The sequence below is a fragment of the Bacillota bacterium genome (genome assembly GCA_013178415.1).
Classification (GTDB): Bacteria; Bacillota; SHA-98; order Ch115; family Ch115; genus Ch115.
Genome location: JABLXA010000004.1, coordinates 76,347 through 92,903, shown reverse-complemented (window position 1 = coordinate 92,903; position 16,557 = coordinate 76,347). Strand labels below are relative to the sequence as shown.

Sequence of the window (16,557 nt, the reverse complement as noted above, 5' to 3'; positions counted from 1 at the left end):
AAATAGGGTGTGTGGAGGTGGAAATCATGCCTCGTCAATTTCTCATCAGTATTGGTCTTCTTTGCCTTTTGCTCGGTTTCATGGCTGGATGCTCCATGGGAGGGGTGACGCCTAGAGTACAGCAGGGCACCGGGTCAGTGAGGGTTGTTATCTCAACACCGGAGTCTCAGACCACAAGGTCACCTGGTTCGAAGCATGGCGATATGCTACATCCAAACCGCCAGTTGAACCTGTCTCAAGTAGAGGTCACTCTCACCAATGGCACCATAGTCCTCTCCCAAAATGCTGCCCTGCAGAATGGCGCGGCTGAGGTGATCTTCACCGGGGTGCTCGTAGGTCCGTGGACTGTCACTGTGTCCATGAAAGATGAGGCGGGCAACATAATGTATCAAGGAACTTCGCGCGTCGCAGTGCTGAAGGGCCAGGAAGCTCGCTCCAACATAGTCCTCAAGCCTGCTACCGGAACCCTGGAGCTTCATGCAGACCTCAGAGCTATACCAAACCAGCAAAATGTTCATAAATTGCGCCTGTATAAGGATTCCACCAACCTCCGCAGTCAGGTGGATATCGAACGTGAACCGGGAACGGATACGATTCACGCCACAATACCTGGCATATTACCCAAAACTTATGATATGATGATCAAGCTTTACGACGCAGAGGGAGTCATGATCTATGAAAGCCTTTGGACAAGTATTGATATAAACCCGGGTAAAACAACAACAGTCAACTGGGACTTCTCATCCGGCGGCATTACAGTGGGAACCGAATATAATGAGGCGCCAGCCCCTCCTTCCGGGCTTATGGTGACCGCGGGACCGGACGCTATGGAATTGTCCTGGCAAGCTCCACCTACCCCTGAAAATGATCTTGCCAATTACAAAGTCTACAGGCGCGATCTGCCATTTGGCGGCTATAAGGTCATCGCGACGATAGGAACAGATACAGCATTCCAGGATGCCCGGGTCGAGGAGGGCTGCACATATTCGTATGTGGTAACAGCGGTTGACGCAGCTGGCAACGAGAGCACTAGAAGCAATGAGGTTACAGTAATCTATCAAGGGCAGTCAACAGGGGTATAGCTAGCTGCCCCGAAAATAGCGGCGCCCTCCTCGGGAGATTTTCATCCCCCTGATGGTGCCGCCGGAGCGGCATGGGGGTCTACTTTGAGAACAGCCAAGAGGTCCGGTGATCTCGACGCAATCATGGAAATCTATAGCAGGCTTTTTACCACCAGTTGATCTATCCGCAAGAATTCCTTAAAGATGAAATCTTAAAATGAAAAGGAGGGAAAATGGGATCCGAGTATAAAAATAGAGTCGGATCCCATATAGACATGCAGAAGGAGTTGATATCCAGGTGTTAAGGAGAAAAACTGGTGGTTTTCTGGCTGCGGTGTTATTGGTATTGATATGTGCCAGCTTCTCTATTACCGGGCCGTCCCTTGCTGATGATGGGACCCTTGAAGTCCAGATCTTGAGCATCAACGATTTTCATGGCAGTCTAACTCAAACCTCCAATGTGTCAAACCGGCCGGCTGGCGGGGTAGCTTATCTTGCCTCGTATCTGCTGGAGCGAGAGGCGTCAAATCCTCTTACTCTTATGGTTCATGCTGGGGATATGGTCGGAGGAAGCCCACCGATCTCTGCCCTGTTTCAGGACGAGCCTACTCTGGAAGTCTTGCAACTCCTGGGGTTTGATGTGGGTGTCCCTGGCAACCACGAGTTCGATGAGGGTGTGTCAGAACTCTTGAGATTGCAATATGGGGGTCGCCACCAGGCAACAGGTTACTGGCCCGGGACATCTTTCCCCTTAGTGCTTGCTAACGTGGTGAGCAAGGATACTGGCGATCCGATTTTGCCGCCATATGTAATAAAGACTGTAGGTGGCATTCCTATAGGTTTCATTGGAGTCGTGACAACGGAGACCCCAACCATCGTCATGCCGACAGGTGTTGCTGGTGTGGAATTCCTCGATCCTGTCGAGAGCATAAATAAGTATGTTCCCGAACTCCGTGCCAAAGGAGTCGAGGCCATAGTGGTCTTGGCCCATGAGGGCGGGATCCAGGATAGCAAAACAGGCGAAATAACGGGGCCGATCAGGATGATCGCGGAGAATATCGATGATGCCGTAGATGTGATAATAAGTGGACATACACATACTTATCTGAATGGCGAGGTGGACGGAAAGCTTGTAGTCCAAGCCTACAGCAAGGGCACAGCTTTCGCTGATGTGGATCTAATCATCAACCGGCGGACAGGCGATGTGACACGGGCAACTGGCGAAATCGTCACAGTATGGGCAGACGAAAAGAAGCCAGAACCGCGATTTGAACAACTAATAGCAAAGTATGCGGCTGATATAAAGCCGCGCATCGAGGCCGTCATTGGCACGGCTGCCGGAGATATAACGCGGGAGCAGACCCCTGCCGGGGAATCCGCCCTGGGCAATCTGATAGCAGACGCGCAACGCTGGAAGGCCGGGACCCAAATGGCATTCATGAACCCGGGCGGCATCCGGGCAGACATCCAGCAAGGCCCTGTCACCTGGGGGAGACTTTATGAGATTCAGCCTTTCGGAAATAACCTGGTGACCATGAAGATGACCGGAGAGCAGATCTATACCCTGCTCAACCAGCAATGGCAGAAGCAGGGAGATCAAATACGGACTCGCTTCCTCCAGATCTCAGGCCTCAAGTACAGCTGGGACGACCGCCGTCCTTTCGGCGACAAAGTTGTCGAGATATGGCTGGAGAACGATGAACCCATTGATAAAGCCGCAACATATACAGTCGTGGCCAACTCGTTCCTCGCAGCAGGAGGAGATAACTTCATAGTCTTCAAAGAGGCGAAAGATCAAGAGACCGGGCCGATTGACCTGGATGCCCTAGTAGACTACATAAAAACGCTACCTCAGCGGTTCAAATGCGAACTATCTGATCGAGTGATACGTCTCGACAAGCAATAAGATCACCATAATAAGATCATCCATAGGATCACCCCTTGACAAGACTTAGAACATCATCCATCCGCAGTATCCGATTCGCCGGGCGCATAATGGCGCCGCTCAGCGGCATGGGGATCTGCCATATTATCATGCACAGTTTCTCGGTAGACCCCCATGCTACCTCGGCACCACCAGCAGAAGGATGAAAATCCCCCGAAGCGGCCCCCGCTATTTTCAGTGGCAGACCCTCATGCTGCCATGGCGGCACCATCAGGAGCGTAAAAACAGCGGCAGCTCATTTTAAGCCCATATTTTGCATGTAGAATATTCCAGTCTACAATTACCGATGCTACCTAGGTTCGAAAGTTTGCATAAAATTTCGACTTAACCCTTTCACAATTTTCTGATCGGCCATAAACCGCGCTACGACGCCATTTGGTAAACTATACATGCGGAAAGTGGGTTTAAGGGTAGCTCATTTTAAGGGTAGACCCCCATGCCGCCACGGCGGCACCAACGAAAAATGAAAATGGCGCTCAGCTATTTTCAAAGTAGACCCCCATGCCGCTGCGGCGGCACCATCGGACGGATGAAAATGGCCACCATCGATTTTCAGGGTAGAGAACGGGACCTGGGTCAGCCGGCGATATTTCGGCCAGTTCCTCGAAACATGTGGCGATTTTCCGGTCACATCAAATCGCCGATGATGAGTCTCTAGCCAGGTCCCGCGCGCAGTTAGCTGAAGATTCGTCAGCTTAAACCGGGGGTGGCAAGCTTTTAGGCAGGTTGCGCGCGGGAGTGACTGAGAATTCGTCAGCTTAAACCGGGGGTGGCAAGCTTTTAGGCAGGTTGCGCGCGGGAGTGACTAAAAATCCGTCAGCCTAGACCGAAGGTGACGAGACTGCAGGCAGGTCCCCCGCAGAAGTGGCTAAAAATCTGTCAGCTTCCTTATCGGGATGGTGATATTCTCGTCAGGTCGGGATGATTTTGGCAAAGTCTGGATCAAGTTCGTCTTGAGCTGGCTAGGATTTAGGCAGGTTTTGCTCAAGGGTGGCCAAGATTTCGCCAGCCCCTGGACCTGAGTGGCGAATTTCTAGCCACCCTGCCCTCGAATTGGAAGATTATAAGTTATGATTATCCATAAGAAGGAACTTTATGGTATATCTTAGCTGGAGGTGGCGAGATTTTAGCCGACTTGGATGCAGAGGTGGCTGGAATTTCGGCGGCCTCTACCCTCAGGTGCCGAAAATTATGCCACTCATCTTAATGTTTTAAGACTAACTCTCTCGATCTCGCCTTTTCTCTGTTTTTCAATAAATCAGATCGGCGTCGTCGGGGCTGTGGATATTGTGGATATGTAGTCAACGCGAAGCGTTGTCCAAGCATCTGTGGACCCTTTGAGTAACCCCGAAGGGGTTATCCATAAGTCCACAGATGCTTCATATCCACAGCCTTCCTTTTTCCCTCAAATTCAACACCCCCGTCTCAAATGGAGTATTCTGGAGGCAAGTATCCGGAATGAGAGATTTTATGGAATATGCTAGGTCTAAAGTGACGATATCTTCGCCAGTGTAATCCCTAATGCCGGCCCGACCGGCGCTCTCGCTTCAGAGTGCGTCATTGGCAGCCTGCCTGTTTTATAGACAGCAAACGCAGTAGATTGTCTATCTCGTAGACAGTCTCTTTACATGTACTTCCAGCGGCATCATCCCGGCAACGTTGATCTATAGCCGGTAGACTCGGGGTTGTGGTGCTCATCCCATCGGCATTGGTCTGAACGGTGGCGACTCGGATATAGGCGGTATCGTCCCAGCGGCTTTGATCCGAGGCCATATAGCCCGAGGGCCTCGGATCACAGAGCGACCTGCAGCAAGGTCGCGTCCGACGGGACGGCATCACCATCCCCGGCTATACTGCGTCCGCCGGGAGGAGTATCCATACCCCTGTCATGCTGCGTCCGCTGCCCCTAGCTCCGGCTCACCGAACTCTCCTTTTTCGCATGCCTTTCCAGGAGCCAGACGATCGATGGCACAAAGATCAGTTGTATCACGATTCCCGGCAAGCTGGACACTATACCCCCGGTAATTGGATAGAAAACCGGCACAGCCTTGAACCCGAAAAGCGGCAGCAAGTATGCTCCTAGGATTCCATATGCGATACGCCCGCCTAACATGGCGACTACGAGGGATGGTATCAGATTCCATTTCACAGTCCTATAGAGGAGTCCTGTAAGCATTCCATAGATGCCGAGTTCCACCATCATCATCTGGGCTTTCGGCGGCATAAGAGGTGGCATTCCCGTGAGGAACGCGCTCAGAATAGGCGTCAATATTCCTACCAAGGTTCCGGTCGCGGGCCCCGCAATGAATCCTGCCAACAGTACCGGCACATGCATCGGCAAGAAAACCGGACCAGCGCCGATGGAATGAAAGGCTATTGGAAGAACGATACCAAGGGCGATAAAAAGCCCGCCACGAATAAGGCTTCGCAATTCTGGTCGAACCATGATGAAATAACCCCCTTTGATATATTCAAGGAATTATTCTGCTCGCGGTGGTCGGCCTCGCCTGATTTCATATGCCGTAAAGGGCACCTTTTGAAGATCAGGCAATAAAAAAGACCGCGAAGTAGTCTCTGCCTTCAGACTGAGACTCAAAGACCTTCGTGGTCTGAAATCCATTCTTCGATATTTGGCGACATTTGGCGACGCGGACTGCTAGATCGTCGCGCTACAGCATTGCCTTCACTTTCTCAACTAGGATCTCCAGCTGCCTGGGCATGGACTCGGTCTGAATACCCACGACTTCCACCCCACACCGGTTCATAGGGATGAGCAGCTTTCGGGCTCTGCTGGTGGTGATGGCCTTGGCCATCCTGGGAGTAAGCTCACCGAGCATCGAATTTGCCAGGACAATACCGAGAGGCCCCAATATGAGATCAACGGTTTCAACCGTATGAACCACAGCGTTCTCGCCGGTAGCCCCCTCATCAGCTCCTGCCTTCAGCATCGCCCCGGTGGCGAGGGCATTTGTCCCTAGCGCTATAATTCTCACCCGAGCTAACTCCTCCGGAGTGAGATCGCGTCTCAGACGCTCAATGATGCTCCTGCCTATTCCCCCTCCCTGACCATCAACTACAGCAATCTTCACCCGAAAATAAATCCCCCTGCCCTATCCTTTGGAGGCCCCATACTTCCAGGATATGCCTCCTCGAATTCCTTCGCAGATCTCCCATTCCGCATTATTCTAGCCTCATTATAAAAATCCTTCCACGGATAAACAAGATATAGGCAAACTCAGATTTAAAACATACAACGTGCGGGGTCTGCCGATAATAGGGCCTTGCCACAGGTCTTGGCATGAAAAGATCTTGCTGGGATACATATAACTTTCATAGGTAAACGAAGCCGGGAATCTTAGCAGTGCTTTATGATAAGGGCTAGATAGATGACCACTTGCCGCCGGGTGGTAAGTGTTTTATCATCCTGGCTGGCGAGTGATTGACATCAAGGATTGGGCCGGATGCATAAATCGGCCTCCATATATCGACATTGACCTCCGCATGTCATTGCGATAAAATTGGCACGAAAAAACCCCCAGTGCGTATGAGGCGCGGGATAAACAAGATGGCACAAAAAACCGCCTGGGCCATGCAGGGCCATAGCATTTCCTTAAACCACGAAAGGAGAGAAGCCGCGACAGATCTATATCCCATCATGCACATTCCCTTGCGGCGATAATATGGCAGAAATCATACCGTTTGAGGGCATTCATTATAACCAAGAGCGCATCGCGGATTTGTCCAAGGTCATAGCTCCGCCCTATGATGTCATCAGCCCTGAAATGCAAAACATCTTATATGAGAGGCACCCCCAGAACGTTATAAGGCTGATCCTAGGGAAGGATAGGCCAGGGGATGGGGCGCACGAAAATAAATACATACGCGCGGGCGAGGCGTTCCGTCGGTGGCTGACCGAAGGGATTCTCGTGGCGGATTCAGAACCTTCTTTATACATTTATGAAGAAGAATATTCCCTTGAGGCCTTCCCTACATATGGCAAGAAACAAACATCGGGCAGAGCTCAGTTTTCTGACAGCTCCGCTTCCGATGATGAACATTCGGGGAGAAGGTCAGGGCCTTCAAGTGTGAAAAGTGCGCCAAAGTCTTCCCTCATCCAGCGCGGTATAATTGCAGCTGTCAAGATAGAGGAATACGAGAAGGGGATCATCCTGCCTCATGAGGATACTATGCCAGGCCCCAAGCAGGATAGACTGGCCCTTATGCGGTCCTGCAAGGCAAATCTCAGCCCGATTTTCGGTATGTATACAGACCCCTCTGGAGGGGCTGACAGTATTGTTTCAGAGATCATTTCTTCAAATAGACCGGCTATGGAACTCACCGATGACAATGGCATTTCCCATAGAGTATGGTCATTTTGCGATAAAGACCTTGTGAGATCATTGGAGCGATATTTTCTAGACAAGCAGATCTACATAGCAGATGGCCATCATCGTTATGAAACAGCAATGGTCTACCGGGATGAAATAAGATCAGCCAAGGTGGCCAGTGAGGGCATGGCGCCCAATTATGTTGCTGGAAATAATATACCAGCCGATTATGTCATGATGTGGCTGGTTAATATGGATACCCAAGACCTTACGGTCTTCCCTACCCACCGCATGCTAGAGAACTTCAAAGCCCTTGATAAATCTCGATTTCTCCAGGCCGCCGAAAGATTCTTCACGATAGAAGAAATGGGGGACCTTATGCCAGAATCATTGCCTGGAGAGGAACACTCATTTCTTGTTCTCATCGATAAGGCGGGGTACTTCAGTCTCATCATGAAGGACGACCCTGCTACCAGGACCCAAGTCGAGAAGCTATTAGGCAAAGAAGCATCATCTCCGCGGGGGAACCTGGATGTCACCCTGCTTCATGAAATCTTGATAAATCACATCATGATGCGAGAATTGGGCGAAACAGATCTAAATCTATCATATACGCGAGACCCCGGCGAAGCGCAAGCTAGGGTAATGAACGGCAGGTGTCAGATGGCCTTTTTCCTCAGCCCTACCCGGCTCGATGATATTCGCAGTGTAGTGAAGGCAGGCCAGAGAATGCCACAAAAGTCTACATACTTTTATCCTAAACCATTGAGTGGCTTGATATTCCGCGATCTTTCTCTCTAATTTCGTTCTGAGCGACCCGATATTCCGCGACCTTTCGCCCTAAATGGTTTGATATTCTGCGATTTTTCGCTCTGAGCAGCATGACGTTCCATGATCTTTTTCTTTTATTCTGAGCGGCCTGATATTCCATGACCTTTCACTCTGAGCGGCCTCATATCCGCGATCTCCCACTTGCGGTGGACTGGGGCAAATCCAGGCGCCGGACATATCTATCATTTCTCCAGATACAAGGTAATCCGAAATTGACGAATCAGCGGATCAGAGTGTCATGCTTTCATAGACTTTAATAATGTGATATAAGCAGGCCCAGAAGCGTATTCATAGGACCAGATGAGGTATTCAGATTGCTGAAGGAAGAAAGCCTCTTCCTGAGGAGGTAAATGGCCATGATCAGCTATGTTGTTCAGGCCGGGGATACTATCTGGCGCATAGCCCAACAATATGGTGTTACGCCAGAGGCGATCATCAGAGCAAATGATCTTCCCGACCCGAACCTGATCTTTCCTGGACAAGTTTTAATGATACCCGTCGCCGGCGTCCCTCCAGGACCACCGGCGCCAAGACCCACCCCACCCAGACCGCCCGGGCCGCCGGCACCAGTGCCCCCCGTAACCGTCGTCCCAGGATTCAGGGTCTACATTGTCCAGCCCGGCGACACATTGGCGGAGATCGCCGCCAGGTACGGAACAACAATTGAAGCGATTGCAGCAGCCAATAACATCACCAACCCCGACCTCATTTACGCTGGCCAAATGATCTTGATCCCTGTAACCGGTCCCCCGCCGGCACCCCCAACACCGCCGCCAGCACCGCCAGTGCCACCACCGCGACCGCCCGTTGTACCCCCCACGGTGCCACCAGTTGTCCCTCCAGGACGACGTGGGAACTACGCGACTCGCCTGGAAGGCGGCATCCTCTATATGCTTTATACAAATCAGCGTATTTATAACCCGGGCGAACCTGTGCGAATCATATTCTCCAAGACTAACGTCTCGGGGGCTCCAATTTCGCTGCAATATGGCACAGGCCAGCAATTTGACATCCTCATCATGAGCGGGGGCGAGGAGATTTGGCGCTGGTCACACGGAAAGGTGTTCATAATGATGATCACCGAGGTGACGCTTTCTCCCGGTGAATCCCAGGTGTTCAGAGAGGTCTGGAATCAGGTGGACAATCAGGGAAGAAGGGTTCCTCAAGGGAGACGCTATACTATCACCGCCTGGAATACTTCCACGAATGTAGAGGTATCCTTAGACATTGAGATCAGCTCATCTTGAGATATTCTTGGCACAGCTATTGGGCGTCAACTTTTGCGGTGGCGGGGGTTGATCGGTTGATCCAACTATATAGACCCAAAAAGGATGAAACTATATAATTGAGATGGCGACAAAATAATGCTGCATGGGGAAATAAACCGCCCTGCTCCTCATGGATATGGGTTCTCACGGGCGGGGAAACGAGGGTGAAGGACTTGTTAAAAGAAAAAGTCGAAGAAGTGCTGAATCAGATCAAGGTTGCTCTGCAAGCCCATGGCGGAGACGTCGAGCTTGTAGGTATCGACGGTGGGATTGTAAAAGTTAGACTGACCGGAGCATGCGTGGGTTGTCCTATGTCCAGGCTTACCCTGAAAAATGGGGTAGAGCGGGCTTTAAAGGCTGAAATACCTGAGGTAGAGAGCGTGGAAGCCGTGGACTAACCGGACGGGATACGACCGCGCGTCGCACCAACCGCCGGTATGGGCGCTGATGCTGCCACATGGGCACAGACGCCACAACAATGGCCGGAATAATATCGGGGAAGCACAGGGCATACTTTAAAAGAACCAGCTCTCTTGAGACGGTGATGCGGGACGGAGACGGAGCTGGCAAATTCAGACATGATCTAATGATATGGAAATGGGGAATAATTGATGACATTGAAAAGCCTATATGTAGGGAATCTGCCCTACCACACTACTGAATCAGAGCTCCGCGGCTTGTTCGCGGATTATGACCCGGCTGAAGTGCGCGTTATCCCTGATAAGGGTTTCGGCTTCGTCGAAGTGGCCGAGGATAGAGCTGCCGATGCGATTGCAGCCCTGAACGGAATCGATTTCCAGGGACGGAGCCTTACTGTAAATGAAGCCCGTCCGCGGCCCGAGCGAACAGGCGGAGGCGGCCACCATTACAGACGGTAGCGTATATAGTATCCTGACCGGGCAGGAGGGGGAAAATCACCCCCTCCTTATCTTATCCCCCCATAGATCTGGAGCGTGCGGTCGAGAGTGTGCTGACCCCGCTCCGCTAGTCCGCATTTTTTATTATGATTGAAGAAGGATTTTGGACAGGCATGTCGAAAAATATAGCAATGTGGAGAATGTCACTTAGCAGCTCCACAGGCTGACGCCGCAACGGATTTAATGAGCCATATTTGTTGATTCTTTTCCGCAGCAGGTGACATGGTTTATATAGATTCAACAGTCTATCACGGCGCTATCTTGAACAAAAGATAAGTAATATTTGAGGTTACAGAATCTGGACAACCGAATATCACTTTCCCCAAATCTGGTATGATCTGTTGCAGCTATACAACACGATAACACGCAAGTTTCGCAGCAATATTCGCAGCAAGAGAGGTATCAACTGTAGCAATGCACAACGACACCCTTACCATCGCTCTTATTCTTGCTCTCGTTGTGGCAGTAGCCACAGGGATTGGAGGAAATGCCCACGGAGTGCCTCCCTCGGGGGCAATCTCTCCCCCCGAAGGCACTCCACCTCCAGTATCCCCTGGAACCCCTGGTGACGGTTACGACGTCCCACCAAGCGAACCTCCAATCAATGAGCCCGGGATCTCCCAGGAAGATAAACTGCTTCTTGCGCGCCTTATCAGGGCTGAAGCTGAAGGAGAGCCTTTTTTATGCCAGGTGGCAGTGGGAGCCACTGTGCTTAATAGAGTGAAGAGCCCGCTCTATCCTGATACTATTCCTGAGGTCATATACCAGGTTGAAAGTGGTTACTGGCAGTATGAGGTGGTTCAGAATGGGCGGATCAATATTCCCCCTGACAGCACTTCGCTCGCGGCCGCAGATGAAGCTATTCGAGGAGAAGATCCTTCGTATGGCGCCATAGGGTTCTATAACCCATCGCAGACATCGAATGCATGGGTGCTGAGCCGCCCGGTGACTACGGCCATTGGAAATCTTGTCTTTTACAGATGAAAGATAAGATGATATGTTCTGCTCATCTCGAATTGAGAGGAATTGATCCTTTGATTTCGTGAAGGGGAATCGCCGATTACGTTGAAACCACTAATTATGACCGATCCTCTCTATCACAAGATATGAGGTGGTTATCAATGCCTTCCAGCGAGAAACTGATGGACGACCGTACTACCCTTCTATTCAAGGCGATGATGTCCCTCAGGACCGTAGACGAATGCTATAAGTTCTTCGAGGATCTATGTACTGTGGCCGAAATAAAGTCGCTAGCGGAGAGATTTCAGGTAGCCTTGATGCTGGACGAAGGGCGCACCTATACAGAAATCGCCGAAAAGACGGGCGCAAGCACTGCCACTATAAGCCGCGTAAAGAGATTTCTCCAATATGGAGCGGATGGCTACCGGCTTATCATCGACAGGATGCGTGAAGAAGGGATTCTGCCGCCAAAATCCAGTCCGCCCAAATCAGGGTCTTGACAGGGTGTATATCAGGTGGTAGACTCTTCTTGATCTTTTAATTTAACACTTTACCTTATTAACGCGGTAACAAACCAATGATAGATTTCAAGATTAAGGCGATGGCAAATCAACAACAAATCTCATGATTAACGCGATAACAAACCGGAGAAAGATTTCGTGATTAGCGCGATGACAAACCAATGATAGATTTCGCGATTAAAGCGGTAATAGACCGATGACGGATTTCGTGGGAGAGGTTGGAGTGCATTGAATTCCTTTTCTGAAGGCCGCAGTTATCTTTTGCCGCCTGAAAGCGTCTCAAAGCGAGAGATTGAAGCTCGTCTCGCAGGGATATTATCAGCCTCCGGTTACCAGGAAGTAGTCATACCTCTTGTGCAAGAATATGCTTCTAATGGGCCACGGCCACTGAAAAAGCTCATGGATTCGGCTTACAAATTCATTGACTACCGCGGCCGGGTCATGATCTTGAGGCCTGACATGACCGAAGTCGTAGCAAGTCTTGCCGCAAAGGAATTGCGAGAGCTCCCGAGGCCGCTCCGCCTTTTCTATTCAGGTAGCATCTTCAAAGCCCGCAGGCCCGGAGAGGCAGACGGCCTTGAATCGCACCAGATAGGGGCAGAGTTGGTGGGAGACGGCGAGCCAGAGGCGGACATAGAGATATTGACCCTTGCCTCGAGGTGTCTCGAAGAAGCTGGCATCTCGAGCTGCCAAATTCGGCTCGGCCATGTAGGCCTCATCGAGGCCGTCATGGAAATCGCCGGCATGGAAGAAGCTGAAAAGACCCGCGTAAGGGAAGCCCTGCTGGTCAGAGATCTCGTGTCCCTGGAGAGATTTATACAAGGGAGCCGGATTCCAGAGGGGTCAAGGGATTTCTTGATGGAGATCCTGGAGCTGCCAGATGGGGAAAAGCTGCTGGAAAGCGCAGAAGCGCTGGCGGCATATGATCCTTCTGGTCGAATCTCATGTGTCGTCTCAAGCCTGCGGAGGGTTATCAAGGAGGCAAAGATAAACAGGCCTTCCATCCAGATCCAACTGGATCTAGGCTTGGTCAGGGATTTGGAATACTATACAGGAATGGTTTTTGAAGCTTATGCCCCTGGCCATGGCGGCCCCGTCTGCGGTGGGGGACGATACGACGGCCTGCTCAGACTTCTCGGTCGTTCAGAAGGAGCTGTGGGCTTTGCCCTTCATATTGAGCACATATTGATGGCAGGGGGGCGCATTTAGGGTTGTTAGAAGAGAACCTCTTTACCATAGCGATTCCCAAGGGAAGACTCCTGCCTGACTGTCAGAGGGTGCTGAGCGGGGCGGGGTTCCAATGTGGTGAACTGCAGGAAGACACCAGGAAGCTTGTATTCGATGTGGATGATGCGCGATTCATCCTCGCTCGTCCCACAGATGTGCCTGTGTATGTAGAATATGGCGCGGCTGATGTAGGGATTGTCGGGAAAGACGTGCTTATGGAAGAGGCAAGGGACGTATATGAACTCGTCGACCTTGGGTTTGGTTTTTGTCGCTTTGTAGTGGCAGCTCCCAGCACTCTCGCGGCAGAAATGTCCCGTATCCTAGACACTCCCGGTGGAAGCAGCCATAGAGCCCTAAGGGTCGCTACCAAATTTCCCCGTGTCGCTGAGACATATTTCAATGCCAGGGGTATTAACGTAAAGATCATTCCCCTACATGGAGCGACGGAGCTCGCGCCGCAGGCGGGTCTATCAGATCTCATAGTGGACATAGTCTCGACCGGGAGGACTCTTGCTGAGAATGATCTCGTAGTTGTATCTGAAATCGCCACTGCGACTGCTAGGCTGATAGCGAACCGCGCGAGCTTCGGGCTCAAAATCGCGAGGATACGCGCTCTGCTTGACGCTATCCGGCCTCTGGCAAATGGAAATAAAAATGAAAGGAAACCTGCGGCAGATGATAGAGGGCGGATCTCACAGGACGGGAAGATAAGAGAGCCAGCGATGAAACAGGACAGGAAGATGAGAGAGCCCACGATGGAACAGGATGGAAAAACAGGAGAGCCCGAAATTGAAGCAGGTGATGGCGCATGATGATCCCCAGGCTTTCCGCCAGCGAACTCCTGTCACGAAGACAGAATCGCTTTGATCTGCAGGAAACTGTCGCCCGGCAGATAATAGATCGGGTCAGAACCTATAAGGACCGGGCTCTGATTGAGCTTTCCCATGAGATTGATGGCATCTCACTGGATATGGAAGGGCTCCAGGTATCAAGAGATGAGATCATGCGTGCCCGCGCCGTTGTCGACAGGGAATTCATGGATGCGGCGATGTTCGCTTTCGAAAACATCAAGGCTTTCCATGAACGCCAGCCCATCGCCTCCTGGACAATGGAACTTGATGGCGATGGATTCCTTGGACAGAGAATGGCGCCGCTGAAGCGGGTAGGCATCTATACACCTGGCGGCAAAGCCGCCTACCCTTCCACTGTTATGATGACGGCTATACCGGCTCGAGTCGCCGGGGTCGAGGAAATAATAATGTGCACCCCGCCCGGCAAAAATGGGGAAATCAATCCTTTCGTGTTGGTGGCCGCCGATATTTGCGGTGTAGATAAGATTTTCAAGGTGGGCGGGGCTCAGGCTATCGCGGCGATGGCATATGGGACTGACATCGTGCCGAGGGTCGACAAGATCGTAGGTCCAGGCAACGCGTTTGTAACCTCTGCCAAAAAGCTCGTATATGGAGACGTCGGAATCGATATGCTGGCCGGGCCGAGCGAGATTCTCATACTGGCCGACGATACCGCCGATCCAGCTTTTGTGGCGGCGGACATGCTCTCCCAGGCGGAGCATGACGAACTCGCTTCAGCTGTTCTTATCACTACTGCAGCCGGCCTTTCGGATCTCGTGGACGCGGAAGTCGAAAAGCAGACGCGGAATGCGCCAAGGCGTGAAGTCATCATCAAGGCTCTCACGCAAAATGGCGGGGCAGTTGAGGTCTCGTCGATGGGTGAGGCTATTGAGATTTCAAATGAATACGCCCCGGAGCATCTGGAGCTTTTGGTAGCCGACCCCATGGCACTTCTAGAGAAGATCAGGAACGCGGGGACGATATTCCTTGGACATTATAGTCCCGAACCTATTGGAGATTACGTCGCCGGTCCGAATCATGTGCTGCCGACGTTGGGCTGCGCCAGGTACCGGGGGACACTGGGGTGCCTGGACTTTTTGAAACCAATAAATGTGGTGAAGTATAGCCCCAGAAATCTAGCGAAGGCAAGCCCCTATGCCATAAAGCTTGCTGAAACCGAGGGCCTGTTTGCCCATGCGAATTCAATGAGAATACGGCTCGATTCCATAGGCGCGATTCAATGCCAGGACAATTCAGCGAAAGATACAAAGCAGGATCCACGCTCAGATGAGTCTATGATGCAGGGTTCACGCCCCGATGAGTCTATGACGCAAGATTCACACCCTGATGAATCTATGGCGGGCAGCAGAGGAAATGAGGCGAGTTAGCATGTCTTCCTATGCATTTGGCAAGGCTGCGGATGCGGCCCTTGAATATAGCCGGACACCTCTCATAAGGCTCAACGCCAATGAGAGTCCATACGACGTTCCATTACACATCAAACGCGAAATCGCCGAGGCGATCTTGAGGCTCCCATTCAACAGGTACCCGTCTGAGAACGCAGATGAACTCAGACGCGACCTGTCGCAAAGGCTCGGAGTCACTGAGAATATGGTAGTCGTCGGGGTAGGTTCTGATGAGCTGCTCCAGATGATCATACTCGCCTGGAGACAAAGAGCCAGGAAGGTGATCACACTTTATCCTTCCTTCACCATGTATCGCCGGATTGCGGAATCCGTTGGCATACCAGTGGTGGAGGTCCCGTTTGGCGAAGGCTTCACACTCGATATGAAAAGGCTCCAGGAGGAACTCTCTGATGATGCCTCGCTTGCGTTCCTCTGCAATCCCAATAACCCAAATGGCGGCGCCTACACCGAGGAATTCAGGACGCTTGCCCGCGAAGCCAAGGGACTCGTGGTGATCGATGAGGCATATTACGATTTTTGCGGTGAAACCCTCCTTGATGAGGTTGCGAGGCCAGGGGGTGAAGGCGGGGCCCTCCTCAATGAGGCTGCGAGGCCAGGAGACGAAGAAAATATATCGAGCGGCAATATCATCATTCTCCGCACCTTCTCAAAGGCTCTGAGGCTTGCTGGTCTACGGATGGGTTACGGGATCATGGCGCCAGCGGTGGCGGAACAGCTGGACCTGGTGAAATTGCCGTATAACTGCAGTTCTATTTCCATACTGGCAGCCCAGATGATCTTGCGTCACCAGGATGAGCTCTTGAGAGTCGTGGAAGAGATAAAGAAGGAAAGGCAACGATTATATGCCGGCCTTCTCCAGATTGGGATCGAGGTATTCCCTTCCTCCTCCAATTTCCTTCTCCTCCGGCCTCCCCTTCCGGCGGACGAGGCTTATAGGAGATTGCTCGATTCCGGAGTCTGGGTGCGAAAGTTTGCAAGGCCGCATGATCTGGCCCCTGGAGCTCTTGACATATCGCAGTACCTGAGGGTGACCATAGGGAGACCAGAGGACAATGATGTATTTCTCGAGGCTCTATCCAGATTGAGATAAGCGAAAGGTCTCTAATCCGATCACGAATCCCATATGTCCAAAAGCAATGACATTTGCTTGGCAAGAAGATGGCGAAAGGAGAGGTAGGGCGCGGCCTCCTTGAACAAACCGGAGGACATCTTGCGCCGAAT

The 16,557-nt window shown here is 51.6% G+C and carries 14 protein-coding genes; 12 read left to right on the top strand and 2 right to left on the bottom strand.

Annotated elements, in window-relative coordinates:
- The first annotated feature begins 26 nt into the window (after positions 1-26).
- Positions 27-1,082 carry a hypothetical protein gene (locus HPY52_04575; GenBank protein NPV79539.1) on the top strand — a complete coding sequence of 352 codons (1,056 nt, stop codon included), beginning with the start codon at positions 27-29 and terminating at the stop codon, positions 1,080-1,082.
- Positions 1,083-1,386: 304 nt separating this feature from the next.
- Complete coding sequence (locus HPY52_04570; GenBank protein ID NPV79538.1) at positions 1,387-2,967, top strand: bifunctional metallophosphatase/5'-nucleotidase; 1,581 nt, start codon at positions 1,387-1,389, stop codon at positions 2,965-2,967.
- Between the two features lie 1,945 nt (positions 2,968-4,912).
- On the opposite strand, the gene HPY52_04565 is transcribed toward HPY52_04570, so the two are convergent.
- Both HPY52_04565 and HPY52_04560 read right to left on the bottom strand, forming a co-directional pair.
- Positions 4,913-5,452 (bottom strand): ECF transporter S component, encoded by a 540-nt coding sequence (locus HPY52_04565; protein ID NPV79537.1) that lies wholly within the window; start codon positions 5,450-5,452, stop codon positions 4,913-4,915.
- A 223-nt stretch (positions 5,453-5,675) separates the two neighbouring features.
- Positions 5,676-6,095, bottom strand: coding sequence for a DUF3842 family protein (locus HPY52_04560; protein ID NPV79536.1), 420 nt, complete (start codon positions 6,093-6,095; stop codon positions 5,676-5,678).
- A 591-nt stretch (positions 6,096-6,686) separates the two neighbouring features.
- On the opposite strand from HPY52_04560, the gene HPY52_04555 reads away from it, so the two are divergent.
- The 10 genes from HPY52_04555 (at position 6,687) to hisC (ending at position 16,426) form a co-directional block, all read left to right on the top strand.
- Positions 6,687-8,135: a DUF1015 domain-containing protein gene (locus HPY52_04555; GenBank protein ID NPV79535.1), complete on the top strand. Its 1,449-nt coding sequence runs from the start codon at positions 6,687-6,689 to the stop codon at positions 8,133-8,135.
- 386 nt (positions 8,136-8,521) lie between these two features.
- Complete coding sequence (locus HPY52_04550; protein ID NPV79534.1) at positions 8,522-9,412, top strand: LysM peptidoglycan-binding domain-containing protein; 891 nt, start codon at positions 8,522-8,524, stop codon at positions 9,410-9,412.
- 194 nt (positions 9,413-9,606) lie between these two features.
- Positions 9,607-9,831 carry a NifU family protein gene (locus HPY52_04545; protein ID NPV79533.1) on the top strand — a complete coding sequence of 75 codons (225 nt, stop codon included), beginning with the start codon at positions 9,607-9,609 and terminating at the stop codon, positions 9,829-9,831.
- Positions 9,832-10,044: 213 nt separating this feature from the next.
- The gene (locus HPY52_04540) at positions 10,045-10,311 is read left to right on the top strand and encodes an RNA-binding protein (protein ID NPV79532.1); all 267 of its coding nucleotides are present in this window, start codon (positions 10,045-10,047) and stop codon (positions 10,309-10,311) included.
- 453 nt (positions 10,312-10,764) lie between these two features.
- The gene (locus tag HPY52_04535) at positions 10,765-11,334 is read left to right on the top strand and encodes a hypothetical protein (GenBank protein NPV79531.1); all 570 of its coding nucleotides are present in this window, start codon (positions 10,765-10,767) and stop codon (positions 11,332-11,334) included.
- 137 nt (positions 11,335-11,471) lie between these two features.
- On the top strand, positions 11,472-11,810 hold the full coding sequence (locus HPY52_04530; GenBank protein NPV79530.1) for a helix-turn-helix domain-containing protein: 339 nt from the start codon (positions 11,472-11,474) through the stop codon (positions 11,808-11,810).
- A gap of 249 nt (positions 11,811-12,059) precedes the next feature.
- Positions 12,060-13,040, top strand: coding sequence for a hypothetical protein (locus tag HPY52_04525; GenBank protein NPV79529.1), 981 nt, complete (start codon positions 12,060-12,062; stop codon positions 13,038-13,040).
- 2 nt (positions 13,041-13,042) lie between these two features.
- Positions 13,043-13,870 carry an ATP phosphoribosyltransferase gene (locus HPY52_04520; protein ID NPV79528.1) on the top strand — a complete coding sequence of 276 codons (828 nt, stop codon included), beginning with the start codon at positions 13,043-13,045 and terminating at the stop codon, positions 13,868-13,870.
- Complete coding sequence (gene hisD, locus HPY52_04515) at positions 13,870-15,297, top strand: histidinol dehydrogenase (GenBank protein NPV79527.1); 1,428 nt, start codon at positions 13,870-13,872, stop codon at positions 15,295-15,297. Before HPY52_04520 ends, hisD begins: the two co-directional genes overlap by 1 nt.
- A gap of 1 nt (position 15,298) precedes the next feature.
- The gene (gene hisC, locus HPY52_04510) at positions 15,299-16,426 is read left to right on the top strand and encodes a histidinol-phosphate transaminase (protein NPV79526.1); all 1,128 of its coding nucleotides are present in this window, start codon (positions 15,299-15,301) and stop codon (positions 16,424-16,426) included.
- The last annotated feature ends 131 nt before the right edge of the window (positions 16,427-16,557 follow it).

What these genes read in the sequence shown, in the direction of transcription:
- HPY52_04575 (NPV79539.1), top strand. Translation starts at nt 27, where the DNA reads ATGCCTCGTCAATTTCTCATCAGTATTGGTCTTCTTTGCCTTTTGCTC.
- HPY52_04565 (NPV79537.1), bottom strand. Translation starts at nt 5,452, where the DNA reads ATGGTTCGACCAGAATTGCGAAGCCTTATTCGTGGCGGGCTTTTTATC.
- HPY52_04555 (NPV79535.1), top strand. Translation starts at nt 6,687, where the DNA reads ATGGCAGAAATCATACCGTTTGAGGGCATTCATTATAACCAAGAGCGC.
- HPY52_04550 (NPV79534.1), top strand. Translation starts at nt 8,522, where the DNA reads ATGATCAGCTATGTTGTTCAGGCCGGGGATACTATCTGGCGCATAGCC.
- HPY52_04540 (NPV79532.1), top strand. Translation starts at nt 10,045, where the DNA reads ATGACATTGAAAAGCCTATATGTAGGGAATCTGCCCTACCACACTACT.
- HPY52_04535 (NPV79531.1), top strand. Translation starts at nt 10,765, where the DNA reads ATGCACAACGACACCCTTACCATCGCTCTTATTCTTGCTCTCGTTGTG.
- HPY52_04530 (NPV79530.1), top strand. Translation starts at nt 11,472, where the DNA reads ATGCCTTCCAGCGAGAAACTGATGGACGACCGTACTACCCTTCTATTC.
- hisD (NPV79527.1), top strand. Translation starts at nt 13,870, where the DNA reads ATGATCCCCAGGCTTTCCGCCAGCGAACTCCTGTCACGAAGACAGAAT.
- hisC (NPV79526.1), top strand. Translation starts at nt 15,299, where the DNA reads ATGTCTTCCTATGCATTTGGCAAGGCTGCGGATGCGGCCCTTGAATAT.